The 20,410-nt window shown below is 43.4% G+C and carries 10 protein-coding genes; all 10 read left to right on the forward strand.

Annotated features, from left to right (window positions below; translation table 11 throughout):
• Positions 1-6 precede the first annotated feature (6 nt).
• The 10 genes from DBK98_RS12235 (at position 7) to DBK98_RS12280 (ending at position 20,353) form a co-directional block, all read left to right on the forward strand.
• Positions 7-669 (forward strand): SGNH/GDSL hydrolase family protein, encoded by a 663-nt coding sequence (locus DBK98_RS12235; protein ID WP_022012119.1) that lies wholly within the window; start codon positions 7-9, stop codon positions 667-669.
• Positions 666-2,738 (forward strand): GDSL-type esterase/lipase family protein, encoded by a 2,073-nt coding sequence (locus DBK98_RS12240; RefSeq protein ID WP_032536304.1) that lies wholly within the window; start codon positions 666-668, stop codon positions 2,736-2,738. The genes DBK98_RS12235 and DBK98_RS12240 overlap by 4 nt, the downstream gene beginning before the upstream one ends.
• Before the next feature lie 21 nt (positions 2,739-2,759).
• A complete protein-coding gene (locus tag DBK98_RS12245) occupies positions 2,760-5,330 on the forward strand; it encodes a glycoside hydrolase family 2 protein (protein WP_032536302.1) in 2,571 nt (856 codons plus the stop codon).
• Between the two features lie 19 nt (positions 5,331-5,349).
• Positions 5,350-7,674 carry a family 20 glycosylhydrolase gene (locus DBK98_RS12250; RefSeq protein ID WP_005819544.1) on the forward strand — a complete coding sequence of 775 codons (2,325 nt, stop codon included), beginning with the start codon at positions 5,350-5,352 and terminating at the stop codon, positions 7,672-7,674.
• Positions 7,675-7,684: 10 nt separating this feature from the next.
• Positions 7,685-8,899 (forward strand): cyclically-permuted mutarotase family protein, encoded by a 1,215-nt coding sequence (locus DBK98_RS12255; protein ID WP_032536301.1) that lies wholly within the window; start codon positions 7,685-7,687, stop codon positions 8,897-8,899.
• Positions 8,900-8,966: 67 nt separating this feature from the next.
• Entirely contained in the window at positions 8,967-11,039 is a 2,073-nt protein-coding gene (locus DBK98_RS12260) for a family 20 glycosylhydrolase (RefSeq protein ID WP_032536300.1), read from the forward strand.
• Positions 11,040-11,101: 62 nt separating this feature from the next.
• Positions 11,102-13,351 carry a GH92 family glycosyl hydrolase gene (locus DBK98_RS12265; protein WP_032536298.1) on the forward strand — a complete coding sequence of 750 codons (2,250 nt, stop codon included), beginning with the start codon at positions 11,102-11,104 and terminating at the stop codon, positions 13,349-13,351.
• 13 nt (positions 13,352-13,364) lie between these two features.
• Entirely contained in the window at positions 13,365-15,866 is a 2,502-nt protein-coding gene (gene galB / locus DBK98_RS12270) for a beta-galactosidase GalB (protein WP_032530390.1), read from the forward strand.
• 95 nt (positions 15,867-15,961) lie between these two features.
• Complete coding sequence (locus DBK98_RS12275) at positions 15,962-18,706, forward strand: SusC/RagA family TonB-linked outer membrane protein (protein ID WP_005808984.1); 2,745 nt, start codon at positions 15,962-15,964, stop codon at positions 18,704-18,706.
• A 15-nt stretch (positions 18,707-18,721) separates the two neighbouring features.
• The gene (locus DBK98_RS12280) at positions 18,722-20,353 is read left to right on the forward strand and encodes a RagB/SusD family nutrient uptake outer membrane protein (RefSeq protein WP_005808983.1); all 1,632 of its coding nucleotides are present in this window, start codon (positions 18,722-18,724) and stop codon (positions 20,351-20,353) included.
• Positions 20,354-20,410 lie beyond the last annotated feature (57 nt).

A 20,410-nucleotide genomic window follows, 5' to 3' on the forward strand; every position in this document is an offset into this window, starting at 1 on the left:
AAACGAATGAAGAAAATTTTATTAATGATGTTGTTGCTCGCCTCAATGGCGGGCAACGCACAGGAACGCAAATATTCTACGTTCTATTATCAACGTGCAACTCTGTTTGAGGAGCTGCCTGTGACTTCAAAAGATATCATTTTTCTGGGTAATAGTATTACTAACGGGGGAGAATGGAGTGAATTATTGAATAATAAGCATGTCAAAAACCGGGGAATCAGTGGTGATATCTGTATGGGTGTTTATGATCGGCTGGATGCGATTTTAAAAGGAAAACCCGCTAAAATATTCTTGTTGATCGGTATAAATGATGTAAGCCGGGGCACCTCTGCGGATACAATTGTTCATCGTATTGGTATGATTACTCAAAAAATTAAACAAGAATCTCCAAAAACAAAGCTATATTTGCAAAGTGTACTTCCGGTAACCGATCATTATAAGATGTTTGGCGGACATACGTCACGTTGGCAAGAGGTGAAAAAGATTAATGAAGGGCTGCTTCGGCTGGCTGACAGAGAACACGTGACCTATATTGATCTCTATTCTCATTTTGTTGATGAGAAGACCGGCAAGATGAATATTGAGTATACAAATGATGGTTTACACTTACTGGGTAAAGGCTACCTTAAATGGGTGGATATTGTTAAACCTTATATAAACAAGAAATGAAAAAGATACTATTCTTATCTCTATTTTTGATGATTTGCGCAGTTTTGTCCGCACAGAAGCGGATAAAAGTTGCTTGCGTGGGGAATAGTATTACGTATGGGTATACTCTTCCAAATCCGGCAACGGATTCTTATCCTTCACAGTTGCAGCAACTTTTGGGCGATACTTATGAAGTTGGAAATTTCGGAAAATCAGGGGCTACTTTATTAAATAAAGGACACCGCCCTTACATGCAGCAGGAAGAATTTAAAAAAGCGCTTGCCTTTGCCGGTGATATTGTTGTTATTCACTTGGGAATCAATGATACGGATCCTCGTGACTGGCCGAACTATCGTGATCATTTCGTGAAAGATTATCTGGCATTGATTGATTCTTTCCGTGTTGTTAATCCTAAATGTCATATTATTATTGCCCGACTGACACCGATTGCCGATCGTCATCCTCGTTTTGAGTCGGGTACCCGTGATTGGCATGGAGAAATTCAGCAAAGTATCGAGACAATAGCTAAATATGCCGGGGTTCAGTTGATAGATTTCCATGCGCCGCTTTATCCGTATCCGTATCTTCTTCCGGATGCTGTACATCCTAATGTAGAGGGTGCCGGCATTCTTGCGAAAACGGTATATTCTGCGATTACGGGAGATTTCGGTGGATTACACTTATCTGAACTGTATACTGACAATATGGTGCTTCAACATGGGCAGCCTCTGACTATCCGTGGCAAAGCAAACGCAGGAGAAAAAGTGACTGTAGCAATAGCTAAACAGAAACAGTCTGTGAAAACTGCTTCCAATGGTGATTGGGCGATCACTCTCCAGCCTTTGAAGGCCGGCGGCCCATATACTTTGACTGTTTCTGCCGGAAAGCAGAAACAAACTTTCAATAATGTATTGGCCGGAGAGGTATGGCTTTGTTCCGGACAATCGAACATGGAGTTCTACCTTGGTTGGAGTAAAACTGCTAAAAGGGATATTCCGCAAGCCGCCAATGATCAGATTCGTTTGTTCGATATGAAGGCGCGCTGGCGTACAGATGCTGTTGAATGGGATGAGTCCGTATTGGATTCATTAAATCATCTGCAATATTATAAAGATACCGAATGGACAGTTTGTTCGCCTGCTACTGCCGGTTCTTTCTCTGCGGTAGCTTACTATTTTGGTAAAATGCTGCAGGACAGTCTAAAGGTACCTGTCGGATTGATTTGTAACGCAATCGGCGGTTCGCCTACCGAAGCATGGGTAGACCGTAATACATTGGAATATAAATTTCCGGCTATATTACGTAACTGGACTCAAAATGACTTTATCCAAGACTGGGTACGCGGTCGTGCCGCTCTTAATGTGAAAAAGGCGGATAGCAAACAGCAACGTCATCCTTATGAACCTTGTTACCTGTATGAGGCCGGTATCCGTCCTTTAGAACAATATCCTATTAAAGGTATTATTTGGTATCAAGGTGAATCGAATGCACATAATCCTGAAGCACACGAGAAATTGTTTAAACTATTGGTTGAAAGTTGGCGTAAAAACTGGGAAAATAAAGATTTGCCATTTTATTATGTGCAGTTGTCAAGCATCAACCGTCCGTCATGGCCATGGTTCCGTGATAGCCAGCGCAGAATGATGTATGAGATTCCTAATACAGGTATGGCAGTATCGAGTGACCTGGGTGATTCGCTTGATGTACACCCCAAGCACAAACAGCCGGTTGGGGAGCGTTTGGCACATTGGGCTTTGAATCATACTTATGGAAAGAAGAATGTAACGCCTTCGGGGCCGATGTTCCGCAATGTAGAGTTCCGTGATGGTGCTGCTTACGTGTCATTTGATTGTGCTGAAGGTATGCATTCATCGGATGGGAAACCGTTACGAACATTCGAAGTGGCTGAAACAGAGGATGTTTATTATCCGGCTACAGCCGAAGTTGTAGGAAATCAAATAAAAGTATATAGTAAAGAAGTGAAGAATCCTCTTCGTGTACGTTACGGCTGGCAGCCTTTCACCCGGGCCAATCTGGTCAATGGTGATGGTTTACCGGTATCTACGTTCCGTACGGACTGGGGAAGATAAACTTGAAAAAGAGAGCAGTTTATGATGAAAAAATTATTGTATGGACTTGTATGTTGTTGCGGTTTAGCTTATGGGCAAAACAGGGACACTTCGGATGTGTTAATGTTGAATGACGATTGGTCATTCTCACAGGTGGGGACAGAAAAATGGCTACCAGCTACTGTCCCGGGCACTGTTCATCAGGATTTGATTCATCATAAATTGCTACCCGATCCGTTCTATGGTACCAATGAAAAGAAGATTCAGTGGGTGGAAAATGAGGATTGGGAATATAAAACCAGTTTTGTCGTTACAGAAGAGCAGTTGAAGAGAGATGCCGCCCAGCTTTCCTTTGAGGGACTGGATACTTATGCGGATGTTTATTTGAATGGTTCTCTGATTCTGAAATCAGATAATATGTTTGTGGGCTATGTAGTTCCCGTAAAACAAGTATTACGTAAAGGGGAGAATCTGCTGCATGTTTATTTTCATTCTCCGATAAAACAAACCCTTCCACAGTGGTCCTCCAATGGATTTAATTATCCGGCAGATAATGATCACCACGAAAAACGTCTTAGTGTATTTACCAGGAAAGCTCCTTATAGTTATGGATGGGATTGGGGAATCCGTATGGTTACAAGCGGTATCTGGCGTCCTGTTACTCTTCGTTTTTATGATGTTGCTACTATTGCAGATTTTCATGTGAAGCAGCTTAGTCTGACAGATCAGGTTGCAAAACTCTCTAATGAATTGGAAATTAATAGTATTTCTGAGAAAGAAAAGCCTGCTGAGGTCTTGATCTCTTATTCATTGGAAGGAGGAGAGGAAGTGATGGTAAAGGAAAATGTAACATTAAAACCGGGTTTAAATCAAGTCCAAATTCCATTGGATATTCAGAACCCCGTGCGTTGGATGCCCAATGGGTGGGGGAAACCTCATTTATATGATTTCTCAGTGCAGGTGGTGTGTGATGGCAAAACGGTCGCCGCACGACAGCATCGAATCGGCCTTCGTACGATACGCGTAGTGAACGAAAAAGACAAAGATGGAGAATCTTTTTATTTTGAGGTGAATGGCATCCCGATGTTCGCAAAAGGAGCAAACTATATTCCTGATGATGCGTTGCTCCCCAATATAACTACCGAACGTTATAGGACTCTGTTTCAAGATATGAAAGAGGCTAATATGAATATGGTTCGTATATGGGGTGGGGGAACTTATGAAGACGATCGTTTCTATGATCTGGCAGATGAAAATGGTATTCTTGTCTGGCAGGATTTTATGTTTGCATGTACTTCCTATCCAAGTGATCCTACTTTCTTGAAGCGAGTGGAAGAGGAGGCGGAATATAATATCAAACGTCTGCGAAACCACGCTTCACTCGCCATGTGGTGTGGGAATAATGAAATTCTGGAAGGATTAAAATACTGGGGATGGCAAAAGAATTATACTCCGGAAGTATATGAAAACATGTTCCGGGGATATGATAAGTTATTCCGGGGATTGCTGCCTGCAAAGGTGAAAGAACTTGATGAAGGGCGTTTCTACAAACATACTTCTCCCTATTTCGCAAATTGGGGACGTCCGGAGTCCTGGGGCACGGGCGATAGTCATAACTGGGGTGTGTGGTATGGCAAAAAGCCTTTTGAGTCATTAGATACCGATTTGCCTCGTTTCATGAGCGAATTCGGTTTCCAGTCGTTCCCTGAAATGAAGACGATTGCTACTTTTGCGTCTACGAAAGATTATCAGATTGAATCGGAGGTAATGAACGGACACCAGAAAAGCAGTATCGGTAACGATTTGATACGAACTTATATGGAGCGTGATTATGTTGTTCCTGAGAAGTTTGAAGACTTTGTATATATCGGACTTGTACTTCAGGGGCATGGTATGCGCCATGGCATGGAAGCACATCGTCGCAACCGGCCTTATTGTATGGGGACATTGTACTGGCAGCTTAATGATAGTTGGCCTGTCGTTTCCTGGTCAAGTATAGACTATTATGGCAATTGGAAGGCATTGCACTATCAGGCAAAGCGAGCTTTTGCACCACTGCTGGTCAATGCGATACAAGAAGGTGATAGTTTGAGTGTTTATCTGATATCTGATTTGTTGGAGAAACAGAGTCAACTTACACTTGAAATGAAAGTGATTGACTTTAATGGCAAGACATTAGATAAGGAAGTTGTCAGGGCAGTCGAGGTTCCGGCGAATGTTTCTTCTTGCATCTTTCGTAAACCGTTGAGTGAGTGGGTGACATCGGAACATCGTAAAAACAGTTTCTTACTACTTGCTTTGAAAGATAAAACCGGTAAGAAAATAGCTGAAGAGGTTTATTTCTTTAATAAGACTAAGGATTTGGAGTTGCCCCAAACAAATGTTTCTATGAAAGTAAAGCAATCCGATGGTAAGTGTGAAGTGACCTTATCGTCTTCTAAGCTGGCTAAAGATGTATTTATCCAGATTCCTGTTCAGGGCGCCCGTTTCAGTGATAATTTCTTTGATCTGTTGCCGGGGGAAAACAAGAAGATAACGATTACGTCTCCGGATATTAAGAAAGGAGAACAGCAAAATATTACAGTGAAACATGTACGAGATACCTATAACTAACACCTATTAAATAATTTGTATGAGAAATCTTTTTAAAATTGCCGGTTTACTGGCGCTCACGGGATTTATTTCTTCGTGTAACGACAAAGAGACTACAGCTAATTACCAGGTAATTCCTTTACCTCAGGAAATTACTACTGCTCAAAGCCAACCATTTACATTGAATGGTAGTGTGAAAATCATCTATCCGGAAGGAAATGAGAAGATGCAACGTAATGCCCAATTTCTGGCGAATTATCTGAAGAAAGCTACAGGTAAGGATTATGCAGTTGAAGCTGGAACTGAAGGTAAAGGTGCTATTCTGCTTAAATTGGGTATGGAATCAGAGAACCCTGAAGCTTATCAGTTGAGTGTGAATGCAGATGGTGTAACCATTGCTGCTCCCACTGAAGCCGGTGTATTCTATGGTATCCAGACGTTACGCAAGTCTATTCCGGTTGCCATTGGTACAACTCCTTCATTGCCGGCTGTAGAAATCAACGACTATCCTCGTTTCAGCTATCGTGGTGCCCATTTTGATGTGGGACGTCATTTCTTCACAGTAGATGAAGTAAAGACATATATCGATATGATGGCTTTGCATAACATGAACCGTTTGCATTGGCATTTGACAGAGGACCAGGGTTGGAGACTTGAGATCAAGAAATATCCTAAGTTGACAGAAATCGGTTCAAAGAGATCGGAAACTGTAATCGGACGTAATTCAGGAGAATATGATGGAAAACCTTATGGTGGTTTCTATACTCAGGAAGAAGCAAAAGAAATCGTAGCTTATGCTGCCGATCGTTATATCACTGTTATTCCGGAAATTGACCTTCCGGGACATATGCAGGGAGCATTGGCTGCTTATCCCCATTTGGGATGTACCGGTGGTCCGTATGAAGTTTGGAAGATATGGGGAGTATCCGATCAGGTATTGTGTGCAGGTAACGACAGCGTACTGACCTTTATCGATGATGTACTGACAGAAGTTATGGATATCTTCCCATCTGAATATATTCATGTTGGTGGTGATGAATGTCCGAAGAGTGAATGGGCGAAATGTCCGAAGTGTCAGGCTCGTATCAAAGCTTTGGGAATCAAGAGCGATGCTAAGCACTCAAAAGAAGAATATTTGCAGAGTTTTGTTATCAACCATGCAGAAAAGTTCCTGAACGAGCACGGACGTCAGATTATCGGCTGGGATGAAATTTTGGAAGGTGGACTCGCTCCGAATGCAACCGTGATGTCATGGCGTGGTGAAGGTGGCGGTATCGAGGCTGCCAAGCAGAAACATGATGTTATCATGACTCCGAACACTTATCTATACTTTGACTACTATCAGACCAAAGATACTGAGAATGAACCTTTGGCTATTGGTGGTTATTTACCTTTGGAGAGAGTGTATAGTTATGAGCCAATGCCCTCTTCATTGACTCCGGAAGAGCAAAAATATATTATTGGTGTACAAGCTAATCTTTGGACGGAATACATTCCTACTTTCTCTCAGGCTCAGTATATGGTGTTGCCGCGTTGGGCTGCTTTAGCAGAGGTGCAATGGTCTAATCCTGAAAAGAAGAATTATGAAAACTTCCTGACCCGTTTGCCACAATTGATTAATATATATGAAGCTGAAGGATATAATTATGCCAAACATGTATTTGATGTGAAATCCGAGTTTGTTGCTAATTCGGCCACAGGAGCAGTAGATGTAGTGATGACTACTATTGACGGTGCTCCCATCCATTATACATTAGATGGAACTGAGCCTACGGCAGCTTCTCCCGTATGTGACAGTATTCTTACGATTAAGGAAAGTTGTACTTTAAAGGCGGTTGCTGTTCGTCCTACCGGAAACAGCAAAATGCTGACTGAAAAGATTGCTTTCAGTAAATCTACTTCAAAGCCTATTAAAGCTAATCAGCCTGTAAACAAGCAATATGAATTTGGTGGTGTTTCTACATTAGTAGACGGACTGAAAGGAAATGGTAACTACAAAACCGGCCGTTGGATCGCATTCTATAAGAATGATATGGATGTAACAATTGACTTGCAGCAACCTACCGAAATTTCAAGTGTAGCTATCACTACTTGTGTTGAGAAGGGTGACTGGGTATTCGATGCACGTTCTTTCTCAATTGAGGTTTCAGATGATGATAAGACTTTTACTAAAGTTGCTTCTGAAGCATATCCCGAGATGAAAGAGACCGACCGTAATGGGCTTTATGAGCACAAATTGACTTTCGATCCGGTAAAAACCCGTTATGTGAAAGTGGTTGCAACGTCGGAACACTCCATTCCGGCATGGCATGGTGGTAAAGGTAACCCGGGTTTCTTATTTGTAGATGAAATTACGTTGAATTGAAAAAATAGAAATGACAGAAACTAAAACGATTCGTTTTCTTTCTATCATTGGATGTTTACTTGCCGGGATGGTTGCTTCGTGCAGCTCCCGGCAAGTTGCGCCTAATGAAGAAGGGATTAGCGTGCAGAAAATGACCGGATTCCCCGAAGGAGAACCCGGTTTTTCTTTGGGTGTATCGGCATGTTATGCCGGCATCTATCAGGGAGAGTTATTGATTGCCGGCGGATGTAATTTTCCGGAAACGCCGGCAGCCGAAGGAGGAAAGAAGAAATTCTACCAAGGTATTTATGCCGCTGACGCTTCTGCAGACTCAGTTTTCATATGGAGAAAAGTCGGTCAGCTGCCTGTTGCTGCTGCTTATGGAGTTTCGGTTTCGACTCCTCAAGGGGTAGTTTGTGTGGGTGGATCGAACGAAAATGGATCCTTATCTGCTGTTTACCGCCTTTCTTTGACTGACGATAAACAGACTGTGATTGTAGATACACTACCTTCTTTACCTTGTACAATGGATAATATGAGCGGTTCAGTAGTGGATTATACACTTTTCGTAGCCGGAGGCAATGTGGATGGTAAACCTTCGAATGCACTTTATTGCCTCAGTCTGAGTAGCCCGGAGACCGGATGGCAGAGGCTTCCCGATTTTCCGGGTTCTCCCCGTGTACAACCGGTATGTGTAGGACAACGTAAAGAGGGGGAAACCCTTCTATATTTATGGGGAGGTTTTGCCGGTGCATCCGATGGACGGTCTGCAAGCCTTTCTACTGACGGATATTGCTATTCTCCATCTTTGCAACAATGGCAGTCGGTATCTGTTCCGGTTGGCAATGATTCTGTGCCTGTCGCTTTGGGTGGTGGAGCCGGTATAGCACTGACGGACAGTTTGATACTTTGTACCGGTGGAGTCAACAAAGATATTTTCTTTTCTGCTCTTCAGCGCGAGGAAATGATGAAGACAGCCGTGGCGAATGGCAAGCAAACTGTTGTAGACAGTCTGAAGTTGGAAGCAAAAAAGTATATGTTGCATCCGGCAGGATGGTATCGTTTTAATGACCGGATTTTGATTTATAATACACGTCGGGATAAGTGGGAAGAGGCTGTTCGGGGTGAAGATGTTGCCCGTGCCGGTGCTGCATTGACAGGGCAGGGACAGACCTTCTTTAATATCAATGGTGAGCTGAAGCCGGGAATCCGTACCCCGGAAATAGTTAAGATAATGATTGACTGATTGCAGATAATCTGACATTTTACTTATATTTGTACATTGAAAACAAAAAACTAAAACCAATCATATCATGATAAAACCTACAATGAAAATTTGTACTTTCTTGCTTGCGGCCGGTTTGATGATAGCAACAGCTGGTGTGAAAGCGCAGTCTGTCATTCCTATTCCTCTCCGGATGGAGCAAGGTAGCGGTACTTTTCTATTTACCGGTGACACTAAGCTGTATACCAACCTGAAAGGTGAAGAGAAGAAAATGTTGATGGATTATCTGGAGACATTACCTATCCATTTCAAAAACGGTAAAAAGCAAACGAAAGAGAACGTGGTCTCTCTTATGATAACGAAGGCTAATCCTCAGTTATCTTCTCCCGAGAGCTATACACTGGAGGTAACTCCGCATAAAATAACAGTGCAGGCTACTTCCGGTGCCGGATTATTCTATGGCGTTCAGACTCTTTTGCAAATGGCTCAACCTGCAATGGAGGGTGCCTGGTCAGTTCAGGCTACAACGATTCAGGATTCGCCACGTTTCGAATACCGTGGGCTGATGCTTGACGTTTCCCGCCATTTTCGTTCTAAAGAGTTTGTGAAAAAGCAGATAGATGCATTGGCTTATTATAAACTTAATCGCCTGCATTTGCATCTTACCGATGCTGCCGGTTGGCGTATCGAGATTAAGAAATATCCTTTATTGACGGAACTTGCTGCCTGGCGTCCGGAAGCCAACTGGAAAAGATGGTGGAATGAAGGTGGGCGGAAATATTGTCGTTTTGATGCTCCCGGTGCTTCCGGAGGTTATTATACGCAGGATGATATTCGTGAATTGGTCAATTATGCCCGTGAACGTCATATTACTATTATTCCTGAGATAGAGATGCCTGCCCATTCGGAAGAGGTTCTGACTGCCTATCCGGAACTGTCTTGTTCAGGAGAGCCTTATAAGAATGCCGATTTTTGTGTCGGAAACGAGAAAACCTTTACTTTTCTTGAAGATGTGTTGACGGAAGTTATGGAGCTTTTCCCTTCCCAATACATTCATGTTGGAGGTGATGAGGCCGGAAAAGCTGCTTGGAAAACCTGCCCTAAATGCCAAAAACGCATGAAGGATGAGCAACTGGATAATGTAGATGAGTTACAGAGTTATCTGATTCATCGTGTGGAGGTATTCCTCAATGCCCATGGCCGCAAGTTACTGGGATGGGATGAAATTCTGCAAGGTGGATTGGCACCTAATGCCACTGTAATGTCATGGCGTGGTGAACAAGGTGGTATCGATGCCGTAAAATCCGGTCATCAGGCGATTATGACTCCCGGTTCGCACTGTTATATAGATAGTTATCAGGATGCTCCTTATTCTCAGCCCGAAGCCATCGGAGGATATCTGCCATTGGAAAAAGTATACTCTTACAATCCGATTCCCGCTTCGCTTACACCCGATGAAGCAAAATTGATTTATGGTGTTCAAGCCAATCTTTGGGCAGAATATATTCAGACTGACGAGCATTGTGAATACATGATTTACCCTCGTATTCTTGCGCTGGCAGAGGTCGCGTGGTCTGCACCTGAACGGAAATCATGGACCGATTTTCGTCCCCGTGCTTTAAAGGCTGTAGGATATTTACAATCCAAAGGATATCATCCGTTCGATTTGAAAAAGGAGATCGGCAATCGGCCGGAAGCAGCGCAACCGATTCAGCATCTTGCATTGGGCAAGACCGTAAAATATAATGCTCCCTACAATTCGTCTTATCCGGCACAAGGTGATAAAACCCTGACTGATGGAATCCGTGGGAGTTGGACCTATAGCGACGGGGCATGGCAGGGATTTATTTCCCGCGATCGTTTGGACGTAACTATCGATATGGGAGAATCGACAGATCTGCATTTGATTGGTGCTGATTTTATGCAGGTAGTGGGTCCTGAAGTATTTCTGCCTGTCGAAGTGATAATTTCTGTCTCGGAAGATGGAGAAAACTTCACTGAGCTGAGCCGTCAGACGCATGAAGTGGTTAAATCGGATGCTGTAGTATTTAAGAACTATGCATGGAACGGAAATGCCAAAGGACGTTATGTCCGTTACCAGGCTCGTGCCGGAGAGGAATTCGGGGGATGGGTGTTTACAGACGAAATCGTCGTAAAGTAACTCTTTCCGCAGGTCCGGTAAAACCGAACGTATAAATTAGATAAATATAGAGTATTGAAAGAATGAAGAAACTACCTTATTTAGTATCACTTGCAGCCGTTTGGCTGTCCATAGCAGTAGCTTCTGCGCAAGAGAGTCCGGTGGATTATGTGAACCCGTTTATCGGAACAACGAATTACGGAACAACGAATCCCGGAGCCATCTGTCCTCAAGGCATGATGTCGGTTGTCCCTTTCAATGTGATGGGAGGAAAGTCCGTTGGTAATAAAATAGATAAAGACAGCCAATGGTGGTCTACTCCTTATGAACATACTAATGCTTATTTTACCGGATTTTCACACGTCAATCTGAGTGGAGTGGGATGTCCGGAGTTGGGCTCTCTACTGTTGATGCCTACAACCGGAAAGCTGAACGTCGATTATTTACAGTACGGAAGTGCTTATAAAGACGAAAAGGCCACGCCCGGTTATTACTCGAATATCCTGACTAAATACGGAATCAAGAATGAGGTTTCGGCCACTTTACGTACCGGAATCACTCGTTTCACTTTTCCTAAAGGAGAAAGTAATATTTTGCTGAATCTTGGTGAAGGGTTGACTAATGAGACGGGAGCTACCGTCCGTTTTGTCAATGAGCGTGAGATAGAGGGAACTAAACTACTGGGTACTTTTTGCTACAATCCGCAAGCTGTGTTTCCCATTTATTTTGTAATGCGTATCAATAAGGTCCCTCGTGCCCGTGGCTACTGGAAAAAGATGCGTCCGATGACAGTAGAAGCCCAATGGGACAATACGTCCGGCAAGAATAAATTGTATACTGCTTATACCAAGGAGATGAGTGGCGATGACATTGGTACATGGTTTACTTTCGATACCGAAGAAGGCGAAACCATCGAGGTAAGCATGGGAGTGTCCTTTGTCAGCATGGCCAATGCCCGTCTTAATCTGGATAAGGAACAGGCTGGTAAAGGATTTGATCAGATTCGTGCCGAAGCACGTTCCATGTGGGAGGACGATCTCTCGCGTATCCTCGTTGAAGGTGGTACGAAAGAGCAGAAGACAGTATTCTATACCGCTATGTATCACTTGCTGATCCATCCGAATATTTTGCAGGATGTGAACGGACAATATCCGGCTATGGAAGGCAGTGAGATCCTTACAACGAAGGGAAATCGTTATACCGTGTTTTCTCTTTGGGATACCTATCGTAATGTACATCAGCTGATGACCCTGCTTTTCCCTGATCGCCAACTGGATATGGTTCGCACGATGGTCGATATGTATAAAGAACACGGCTGGCTGCCCAAATGGGAACTTTACGGCCGTGAAACGCTTACTATGGAGGGTGATCCGAGTATTCCCGTTATCGTAGATACCTGGATGAAAGGCTTACGTGACTTTGATGTACAGGCAGCTTATGAAGCCATGTATAAGTCCGCTACGACTCCGGGTAAAGATAATCTGATGCGTCCCGATATCGATGATTACATTGCTAAAGGATATGTACCTTTGACAGAGCAGTATGACAATTCTGTTTCGCATGCACTTGAATATTATATTGCCGATTATGCCTTGTCTCGTTTTGCTCAGGCTTTAGGAAAGAAAGAAGATGCAAAATTGTTCTATGACCGTTCATTGGGTTATAAACATTATTACAGTAAAGAGTTTGGTACATTGCGTCCTATTTTACCCGATGGAACATTTTACTCTCCGTTCGACCCGATGGAGGGTGCCAATTTTGCTCCCAGTCCCGGTTTTCATGAAGGCAATTCCTGGAACTACACTTTTTATGTTCCCCATGACATTGCAGGTTTAACCCGTCTGATGGGAGGTAAGAAGAAGTTTGTGGATAAATTGCAGAAAGTCTTTGATGAGGGGCTATACGATCCGGCTAATGAACCGGATATTGCCTATCCTTATTTGTTCAGCTACTTCAAGGGAGAAGAGTGGCGTACTCAGAAACAGGTGAAACGGTTGCTTGCTGAATATTTCACTGACCAGCCTAATGGTATTCCCGGTAATGATGACACCGGAACTATGTCGGCATGGGCCATTTTCAGTATGATAGGCCTTTATCCCGACTGTCCGGGAATGCCCGATTATATGCTGACTACACCTACTTTCGACAAAGTGACTATTCGGCTTGACCCGAAGTATTACAAAGAAAAAGAATTGGTTATTACGGCAGTACGTCCCGGAAATGATGCCGATTTGATCAAAGAGGTGAGGTTGAACGGAAAGAAACATGCAGGCTATCGTATCAGCCATGATGAGTTGGTACATGCCGGAACGATGGAATTTATATTAAAATAAAAACAGATCAATCATGAACAAGAAAATCAAAATTGCATTTGCTTCGATGCTCGCTGTGCCACTGTTGGTATGTGCACAGGTCCGTACGGAACAAACCTTTGAAAAAGGGTGGAAGTTTACCCGTGAAGACAGTAAGGACTTCAGTAATTCCACTTATGATGATGCAAAGTGGCAGTCGGTAACGGTACCCCATGATTGGGCTATTTACGGGCCATTCAGCATTAATAACGATAAGCAGAATGTGGCTATTTCGCAAGATGGACAAAAAGAGGCGATGGAGCATGCCGGACGTACCGGTGGGCTTCCTTTTGTAGGTGTAGGATGGTATCGTCTCGATTTTGAGGCTCCTTCATTCAGTAAAGGTAAGAAGGCTACTTTGGTTTTTGATGGTGCTATGAGCCATGCTCATGTCTATATCAACGGACAAGAGGCCGGTTACTGGCCTTACGGTTACAATAGTTTTTATGTGGATGCCACCCCTTATTTGAAGCCGGGTGAAAAGAATACACTGGCTGTTCGTCTTGAAAACGAAAACGAATCTTCACGCTGGTACCCCGGTGCGGGATTGTATCGCAATGTACATCTGGTAGTGAATGAAGACGCTCATATTCCTACTTGGGGTACTCAGTTGACCACTCCGGTAGTGAAGGACGAATTTGCTAAGGTCAATCTGAAGACAAAACTCGATATACCTGCAGGCAAAACATTTGAAGGATACCGTATTGTCACCGAATTGAAGGATAAGAATGGTAAGGTTGTGGCAACTAATGAAAAGCAGGGCAGTCAGTTCGACGGCAATGTTTTTGAACAGGATTTTGTTGTTACTGCTCCGGCTTTGTGGACTCCCGATACTCCTAACCTTTACAATGCGGTTTCAAAAGTGTACGAAGGCAACACTTTGAAGGATGAATATACTACTCCGTTCGGTATCCGTTCCATTGAGATCATTCCGAACAAAGGCTTTTTCCTCAATGGAAAGAAAACCATGTTCAAGGGTGTTTGCAATCATCATGACCTCGGTCCGTTGGGAGGTATCGCCAATGAAGCCGGTATTCGCCGTCAGATCCGTATCCTAAAGGATATGGGGTGTAACGCCATCCGTACTTCACACAATATGCCCGCTCCTGAGTTGATTAAGGCTTGTGATGAGATGGGTATGATGATTATGGCGGAATCATTCGATGAATGGAAAGCGGCCAAAGTGCAGAACGGTTATCATAAAGTTTTTGATGAATGGGCAGAAAAAGATCTGGTGAATCTGATTCATCAGTATCGTAACAATCCAAGTGTGGTTATGTGGTGTATCGGTAATGAAGTGCCGGATCAGTGGAACGGCGATCGTGGACCGAAGCTTTCACGTTTCCTGCAAGACATCTGCCATCGTGAAGACCCTACACGTCCCGTTACTCAGGGTATGGATGCGCCTGATGCTGTGGTTAATAACAACATGGCTGCCGTGATGGATGTAGCCGGTTTCAATTACCGCCCTCACAAATATCAGGAAAATTACAAGAAACTTCCGCAACAGATTATTTTGGGTAGCGAAACTGCTTCTACTGTCAGTTCACGTGGGGTTTACAAGTTCCCGGTGGTACGTCGTGCCATGCAGAAATATGACGACCACCAGTCTTCATCGTATGATGTAGAACACTGTGGTTGGTCCAATCTTCCTGAAGATGATTTTATCCAGCATGAAGATCTGCCTTATTGCATTGGTGAATTTGTATGGACCGGATTCGATTATTTAGGTGAGCCTACTCCGTATTATACTGATTGGCCCAGTCACTCTTCATTGTTTGGGATTATCGACCTTGCCGGACTTCCGAAAGACCGTTATTACCTCTACCGCAGCCACTGGAATAAAGATGCGGAAACCTTGCACATCCTGCCTCACTGGAATTGGGAAGGACGTGAAGGTGAAGTGACCCCTGTATTTGTATATACCAACTATCCTTCGGCCGAGCTGTTTATCAATGGTAAAAGCCAGGGTAAACGCACAAAAGACCTTTCGGTTACAGTACATAATAGTGGTGATTCTGCTTCTGTCGCCAATTTCAAACGTCAGCAGCGTTATCGTCTGATGTGGATGGATACGAAGTATGAACCGGGTACCGTGAAAGTAGTCGCTTATGACAAGGATGGTAAGGCCGTTGCGGAAAAAGAAATTCATACTGCCGGCAAGCCCGATCATATTGAGTTGGTGGCAGACCGCAGTGTGATCGATGCTAATGGTAAGGACCTCTCGTTTGTAACGGTTAAGGTGGTTGATAAAGATGGTAATCTTTGCCCGTTGGCCGACAATGAAATCAGCTTCAAGGTGAAAGGGGCAGGTACTTATCGCGCAGGAGCCAATGGTAATCCGGCTTCACTCGAGTCATTCCAGACTCCGAAGATGAAAGTGTTCAGTGGCATGATGACAGCTATTGTGCAATCTACCGAGAAAGCAGGAAAGATTACACTCGAGGCTGCCGCGAAGGGCCTGAAAAAAGGTACATTGGTGATCGAGAGTAAATAATCCGTTCAGATAAAGATAAGAAAGGAGGGGATCCGGGCAACCAGATACCCTCTTTTTTTGTTATATTTTATATGCAAACCTTAAATGATGATAGTATGAAACAATACCGGATCATTCACATACCAACATTCGTCTTAGCTTTGTTTTTGGTGTTTACCACCTCTGTTTTGCGAGCACAGGATAAGCCTGTTTGGCTGGCAGATTCTCTTATTACTGTAGGATACGCCACCGGGAATAAAAAGAATATTTCCGGTTCGGTGGAAAAAATTACGGAGTTAGGAATGAATAAAGATCAGATTACCAATCCTCTGGAGGCTATCCGTGGACGTGTTCCCGGACTCACCATAGAAAAAGGAACCAATGGTCCGGCTGCTTTGGATGCCGTACGTTTGCGGGGAACCACTTCACTGACCAGTGGTAACGACCCTCTGATTATTGTTGACGGTGTGTTTGGTGATCTCAGTATGTTGACTTCTATATATCCTACCGATATAGAAAGCTTTACTATCTTGAAAGATGCTTCGGAGACAGCACAATATGGTTCCCGTGGTGCTTCAGGTGTTATCGAGATCACTACCAAGAAAGGAATTCGGGGCAAAACCAGAGTCAGCTATAACGGTAGTTTCGGCATATCCTCCGTATACAAAAATCTGGAGATGCTTTCCGGCAGTGAGTTTCGCAATCTGGCGCAGCAACAGGGCATTTCAATACTTGATAAAGGGAATGAAACCAATTTTTTGAAGGAGATAGAGCAAACAGGTCTGCAACAGAATCATCATGTTGCATTTTATGGTGGGACGGATGCTTCAAGCTATCGTGTTTCGTTGGGTTTTATGGATCGTCAGGGCATTATATTGAACGAGGATATGAAGAACTTCACTTCGAATATGAACATGACCCAGCATGTTTTTGATGATTTTCTGGTGTGCGAGTTAGGTATGTTTGGCTCTATCCAAAAGAACCATAATTTGTTTGACCTTCAAAAAACATTCTATTCGGCTGCAACTTTTAATCCTACATATCCCGATCACCGTAATCCGGAAACCAGTTCCTGGGATCAGATTACCAATGCCAGCCAGATCACTAACCCTTTGGCCTGGATGGAAGTGAAAGATCATGATGCGACTTCACATATCAGTACTCATGCCCGGCTGACCTTTAACTTACTGCGCGAGCTTAAACTGATTCTTTTTGGTTCTTATACTTATAATATTGTTGAAAATTCCCAGTATCTGCCTACATCTGTATGGGCACACGGACAAGCATATAAAGGTACCCGGAAAATGGAATCACTGCTTGGCAATCTGATGTTGACCTATAAAAAGAACCGGAATAAACATTATTTTGATGTGCTGGCCCTGGCGGAACTTCAAAAAGAGACTTATAGCGGTTTTTACACCACTGTGACCAATTTCAATTCCGATCAGTTTGGTTATAACAACCTTCAGGCAGGTGCCATTCGCCTTTGGGAAGGAACGAACTCTTATTTTGAACAGCCGCGGTTGGCATCTTTTCTCGGTCGCTTCAATTATACGTTTGACGATCGGTACATTCTTACGGTGAATGCCCGTACCGATGCTTCTTCCAAGTTTGGTGCCAATCATAAATGGGGCTTTTTTCCATCCGTGTCGGCTGCCTGGGTTGTCAGTGAAGAGAAGTTTATGAAACGTATTTCATTGGTGGATAATCTGAAATTTCGTATCGGTTACGGGCTGGCCGGCAATCAGAGTGGCATCGACTCTTATACGACGCTTAATCTGGTAAAGCCTAACGGAGTTGTTCCTGTTGGTAGTTCACAGGTGGTTACTTTGGGTAATATGCGTAATACCAATCCCGATTTGAAATGGGAAGTAAAGCGTACTTTTAATGCAGGTGCGGATCTTGGTATGTTTGGCAACCGGTTACTCTTTTCTTTGAACTACTATAATTCCAAGACCTCTGATATGCTTTATCTTTATAATGTCAGTGTGCCGCCTTTTACCTATAACACTCTTTTGGCAAATATAGGTTCCATGCGCAACAGCGGTACGGAGATTGCTGTCGGCATCACTCCTTTGAAGACCCGCGACATGGAATTGAACATTAATGTTAATGTCACTTTCCAGCAAAATAAATTGCTTTCATTAAGTGGAATGTATGGTGGAGAGAATATTTCGGCACCTGAGTATAAAAGCCTGGCAAGTCTGGACGGAGCCGGATTTCATGGTGGATATAATCATATTGTGTATCAGATGATAGGACAACCCTTAGGGGTATTCTACCTGCCTCATTGCAAAGGGCTTATTTCCGATGGAAATGGTGGGTATACGTATGACATTGCCGATTTGAACGGTGGAGGGGTGAGCCTTGAAGATGGAGAAGACCGCTATGTGGCAGGTCAGGCGGTACCCAAGACTTTACTTGGCTCCAATATCAGTTTTCGCTATAAACGTTTCGATCTCTCAGTACAGATAAACGGGGCGTTCGGTCATAAAATCTATAACGGTACTTCACTGACCTACATGAATATGAATATTTTCCCTGATTACAATGTAATGAAGAAAGCTCCCGGACGTAATATCAAAGACCAGACCGCTACGGACTATTGGCTGGAGAAAGGTGATTATGTAAACTTCGATTATGTTACGATAGGCTGGAATGTTCCGGTGTCGAAGTGGAAAAAATACGTCCAGTCCCTCCGTCTCGCGCTGACTGTCAATAATCTGGCTACTATTACCGGATATTCCGGTCTGTCACCTATGATCAACAGTTCTACCGTTAATTCTACTTTGGGAGTGGATGACAAACGGGGATATCCTTTAGCACGTACCTATACGCTTGGTTTGAGTATTAACTTTTAATTTGGAGGATTAATTATGAAAAGGCACTATATATATTCCTTTGTCTGTATCCTGATGTTTAGTCTGCTGTTTTCATGCGATGACTTTCTGAATGAAAATCCTAAAGACAAGATTCCCGAAGAGGATGCTTACAAGAGTCTCACCGATTTGTATTATAATGCAGTGGCTTCCTTATACAATAACATAGGAGGTTATAGTGATAGTCAGGGGTTGCAGGGCACCGGCAGGGGAATTTACGATCTGAATACCTTTACCACCGATGAGGCTATTATGCCTACCCGTGGAGGTGACTGGTATGATGGAGGATTCTGGCAGGGACTTTTTCTTCATCGTTGGGGAGTCGATAATGATGCTATTCAGGCTACGTGGGAATATTTATATAAGGTTATAGGTCTTTGCAATCAGTCACTTGAACGAATCGATACTTATCAGGAGACTCACCATGACATGGAACTTCCTGCTTACCGGGCAGAGGTTCGTGCTTTCCGTGCTTTGTATTACTATCATTTAATGGACTTGTTCGGACGTGTTCCTCTTATTCTCTCATCTGCTATACCTTTGAAAGAGGTGAAACAAAACAACCGTAAAGAAGTTTTTGATTTTATTGTGAAGGAGTTACAGGAGTCTGCCCCTTTATTGGCGCAAACATATAGCAATCGTTCCGGCAGTTATTATGGGCGGATTACCCGTCCTGTAGTCCATTTCTTGCTTGCCAAACTTGCCTTGAATGCTGAGATATATGCGGATGATAACTGGACCGATACACAATATCCCGATGGAAGAGACATCTATTTTGAAGTAGATGGCAACCGGCTCAATGCTTGGCAAACGGTGGAGGCATATTGTGATTCCATTACTGCGGCGGGATATCGTCTGGAAGATAACTATGAAGCAAACTTTGCTGTTTACAATGAATCTTCTGCCGAGAATATTTTTACCATTCCAATGAGTAAGACTTTATATACTAACCAGATGCAATATCTTTTCCGTTCCCGTCACTATAATCATGCCAAGGCCTACGGATTGGGAGGAGAGAATGGTTCAAGCGCTACTGTGGAAGTACTTCGAACCTTTGGGTATGATACCCAAACTGTCGATCCCCGTTTTGATAAATGTTATTTTGCAGGTGTTGTTTACGATTTGAAGGGAAAGGTCATCACACTCGATGACGGTACTTTGCTGGAGTATTTTCCTTGGAAGGTGGATGTCGATATCTCCAATACCTCCTATGAAAAAACCGCAGGCGCACGGATGAAAAAGTATGAGATTGATGAAACCGCCACAAAAGATGGTAAACTGATGGAAAATGATATTGTACTCTATCGTTATGCCGATGTTTTATTAATGAAGAGTGAGGCCAAAGTCCGTAACGGAGAAAATGGAGATGTAGAACTGAATCTTGTTCGCTCCCGTGTGAATGCTCCTTTCCGGACAGCTACATTAGAAAGTTTGCTTTCGGAACGTCAATTAGAGTTTGCCTGGGAGGGTTGGCGCAGGCAAGATTTGGTTCGTTTTCGCCAATATACCCGTGCTTATACAAGCAGGCCCCGGCTTCCGGGTGAGGAAAGTGGCTATACTACAGTATTTCCTATTCCGGAGAAAATCCGTTTGATGAATCCCAATCTGACACAGAATCCGGGGTATTAAAATTGCAAAACACACAAACGGTTTCTGACATTTTGCCAAAATGATATTTCAACTTCT

Origin of the sequence: Bacteroides sp. PHL 2737 (assembly GCF_004115325.2) — a bacterium.
In the GTDB taxonomy this organism is placed as follows: domain Bacteria; phylum Bacteroidota; class Bacteroidia; order Bacteroidales; family Bacteroidaceae; genus Bacteroides; species Bacteroides hominis.

Coding starts and splice junctions, on each gene's coding strand:
- DBK98_RS12240 (WP_032536304.1), top strand. CDS start 666: ATGAAAAAGATACTATTCTTATCTCTATTTTTGATGATTTGCGCAGTT.
- DBK98_RS12250 (WP_005819544.1), top strand. CDS start 5,350: ATGAGAAATCTTTTTAAAATTGCCGGTTTACTGGCGCTCACGGGATTT.
- DBK98_RS12245 (WP_032536302.1), top strand. CDS start 2,760: ATGATGAAAAAATTATTGTATGGACTTGTATGTTGTTGCGGTTTAGCT.
- DBK98_RS12260 (WP_032536300.1), top strand. CDS start 8,967: ATGATAAAACCTACAATGAAAATTTGTACTTTCTTGCTTGCGGCCGGT.
- DBK98_RS12265 (WP_032536298.1), top strand. CDS start 11,102: ATGAAGAAACTACCTTATTTAGTATCACTTGCAGCCGTTTGGCTGTCC.
- galB (WP_032530390.1), top strand. CDS start 13,365: ATGAACAAGAAAATCAAAATTGCATTTGCTTCGATGCTCGCTGTGCCA.
- DBK98_RS12280 (WP_005808983.1), top strand. CDS start 18,722: ATGAAAAGGCACTATATATATTCCTTTGTCTGTATCCTGATGTTTAGT.
- DBK98_RS12275 (WP_005808984.1), top strand. CDS start 15,962: ATGAAACAATACCGGATCATTCACATACCAACATTCGTCTTAGCTTTG.
- DBK98_RS12235 (WP_022012119.1), top strand. CDS start 7: ATGAAGAAAATTTTATTAATGATGTTGTTGCTCGCCTCAATGGCGGGC.
- DBK98_RS12255 (WP_032536301.1), top strand. CDS start 7,685: ATGACAGAAACTAAAACGATTCGTTTTCTTTCTATCATTGGATGTTTA.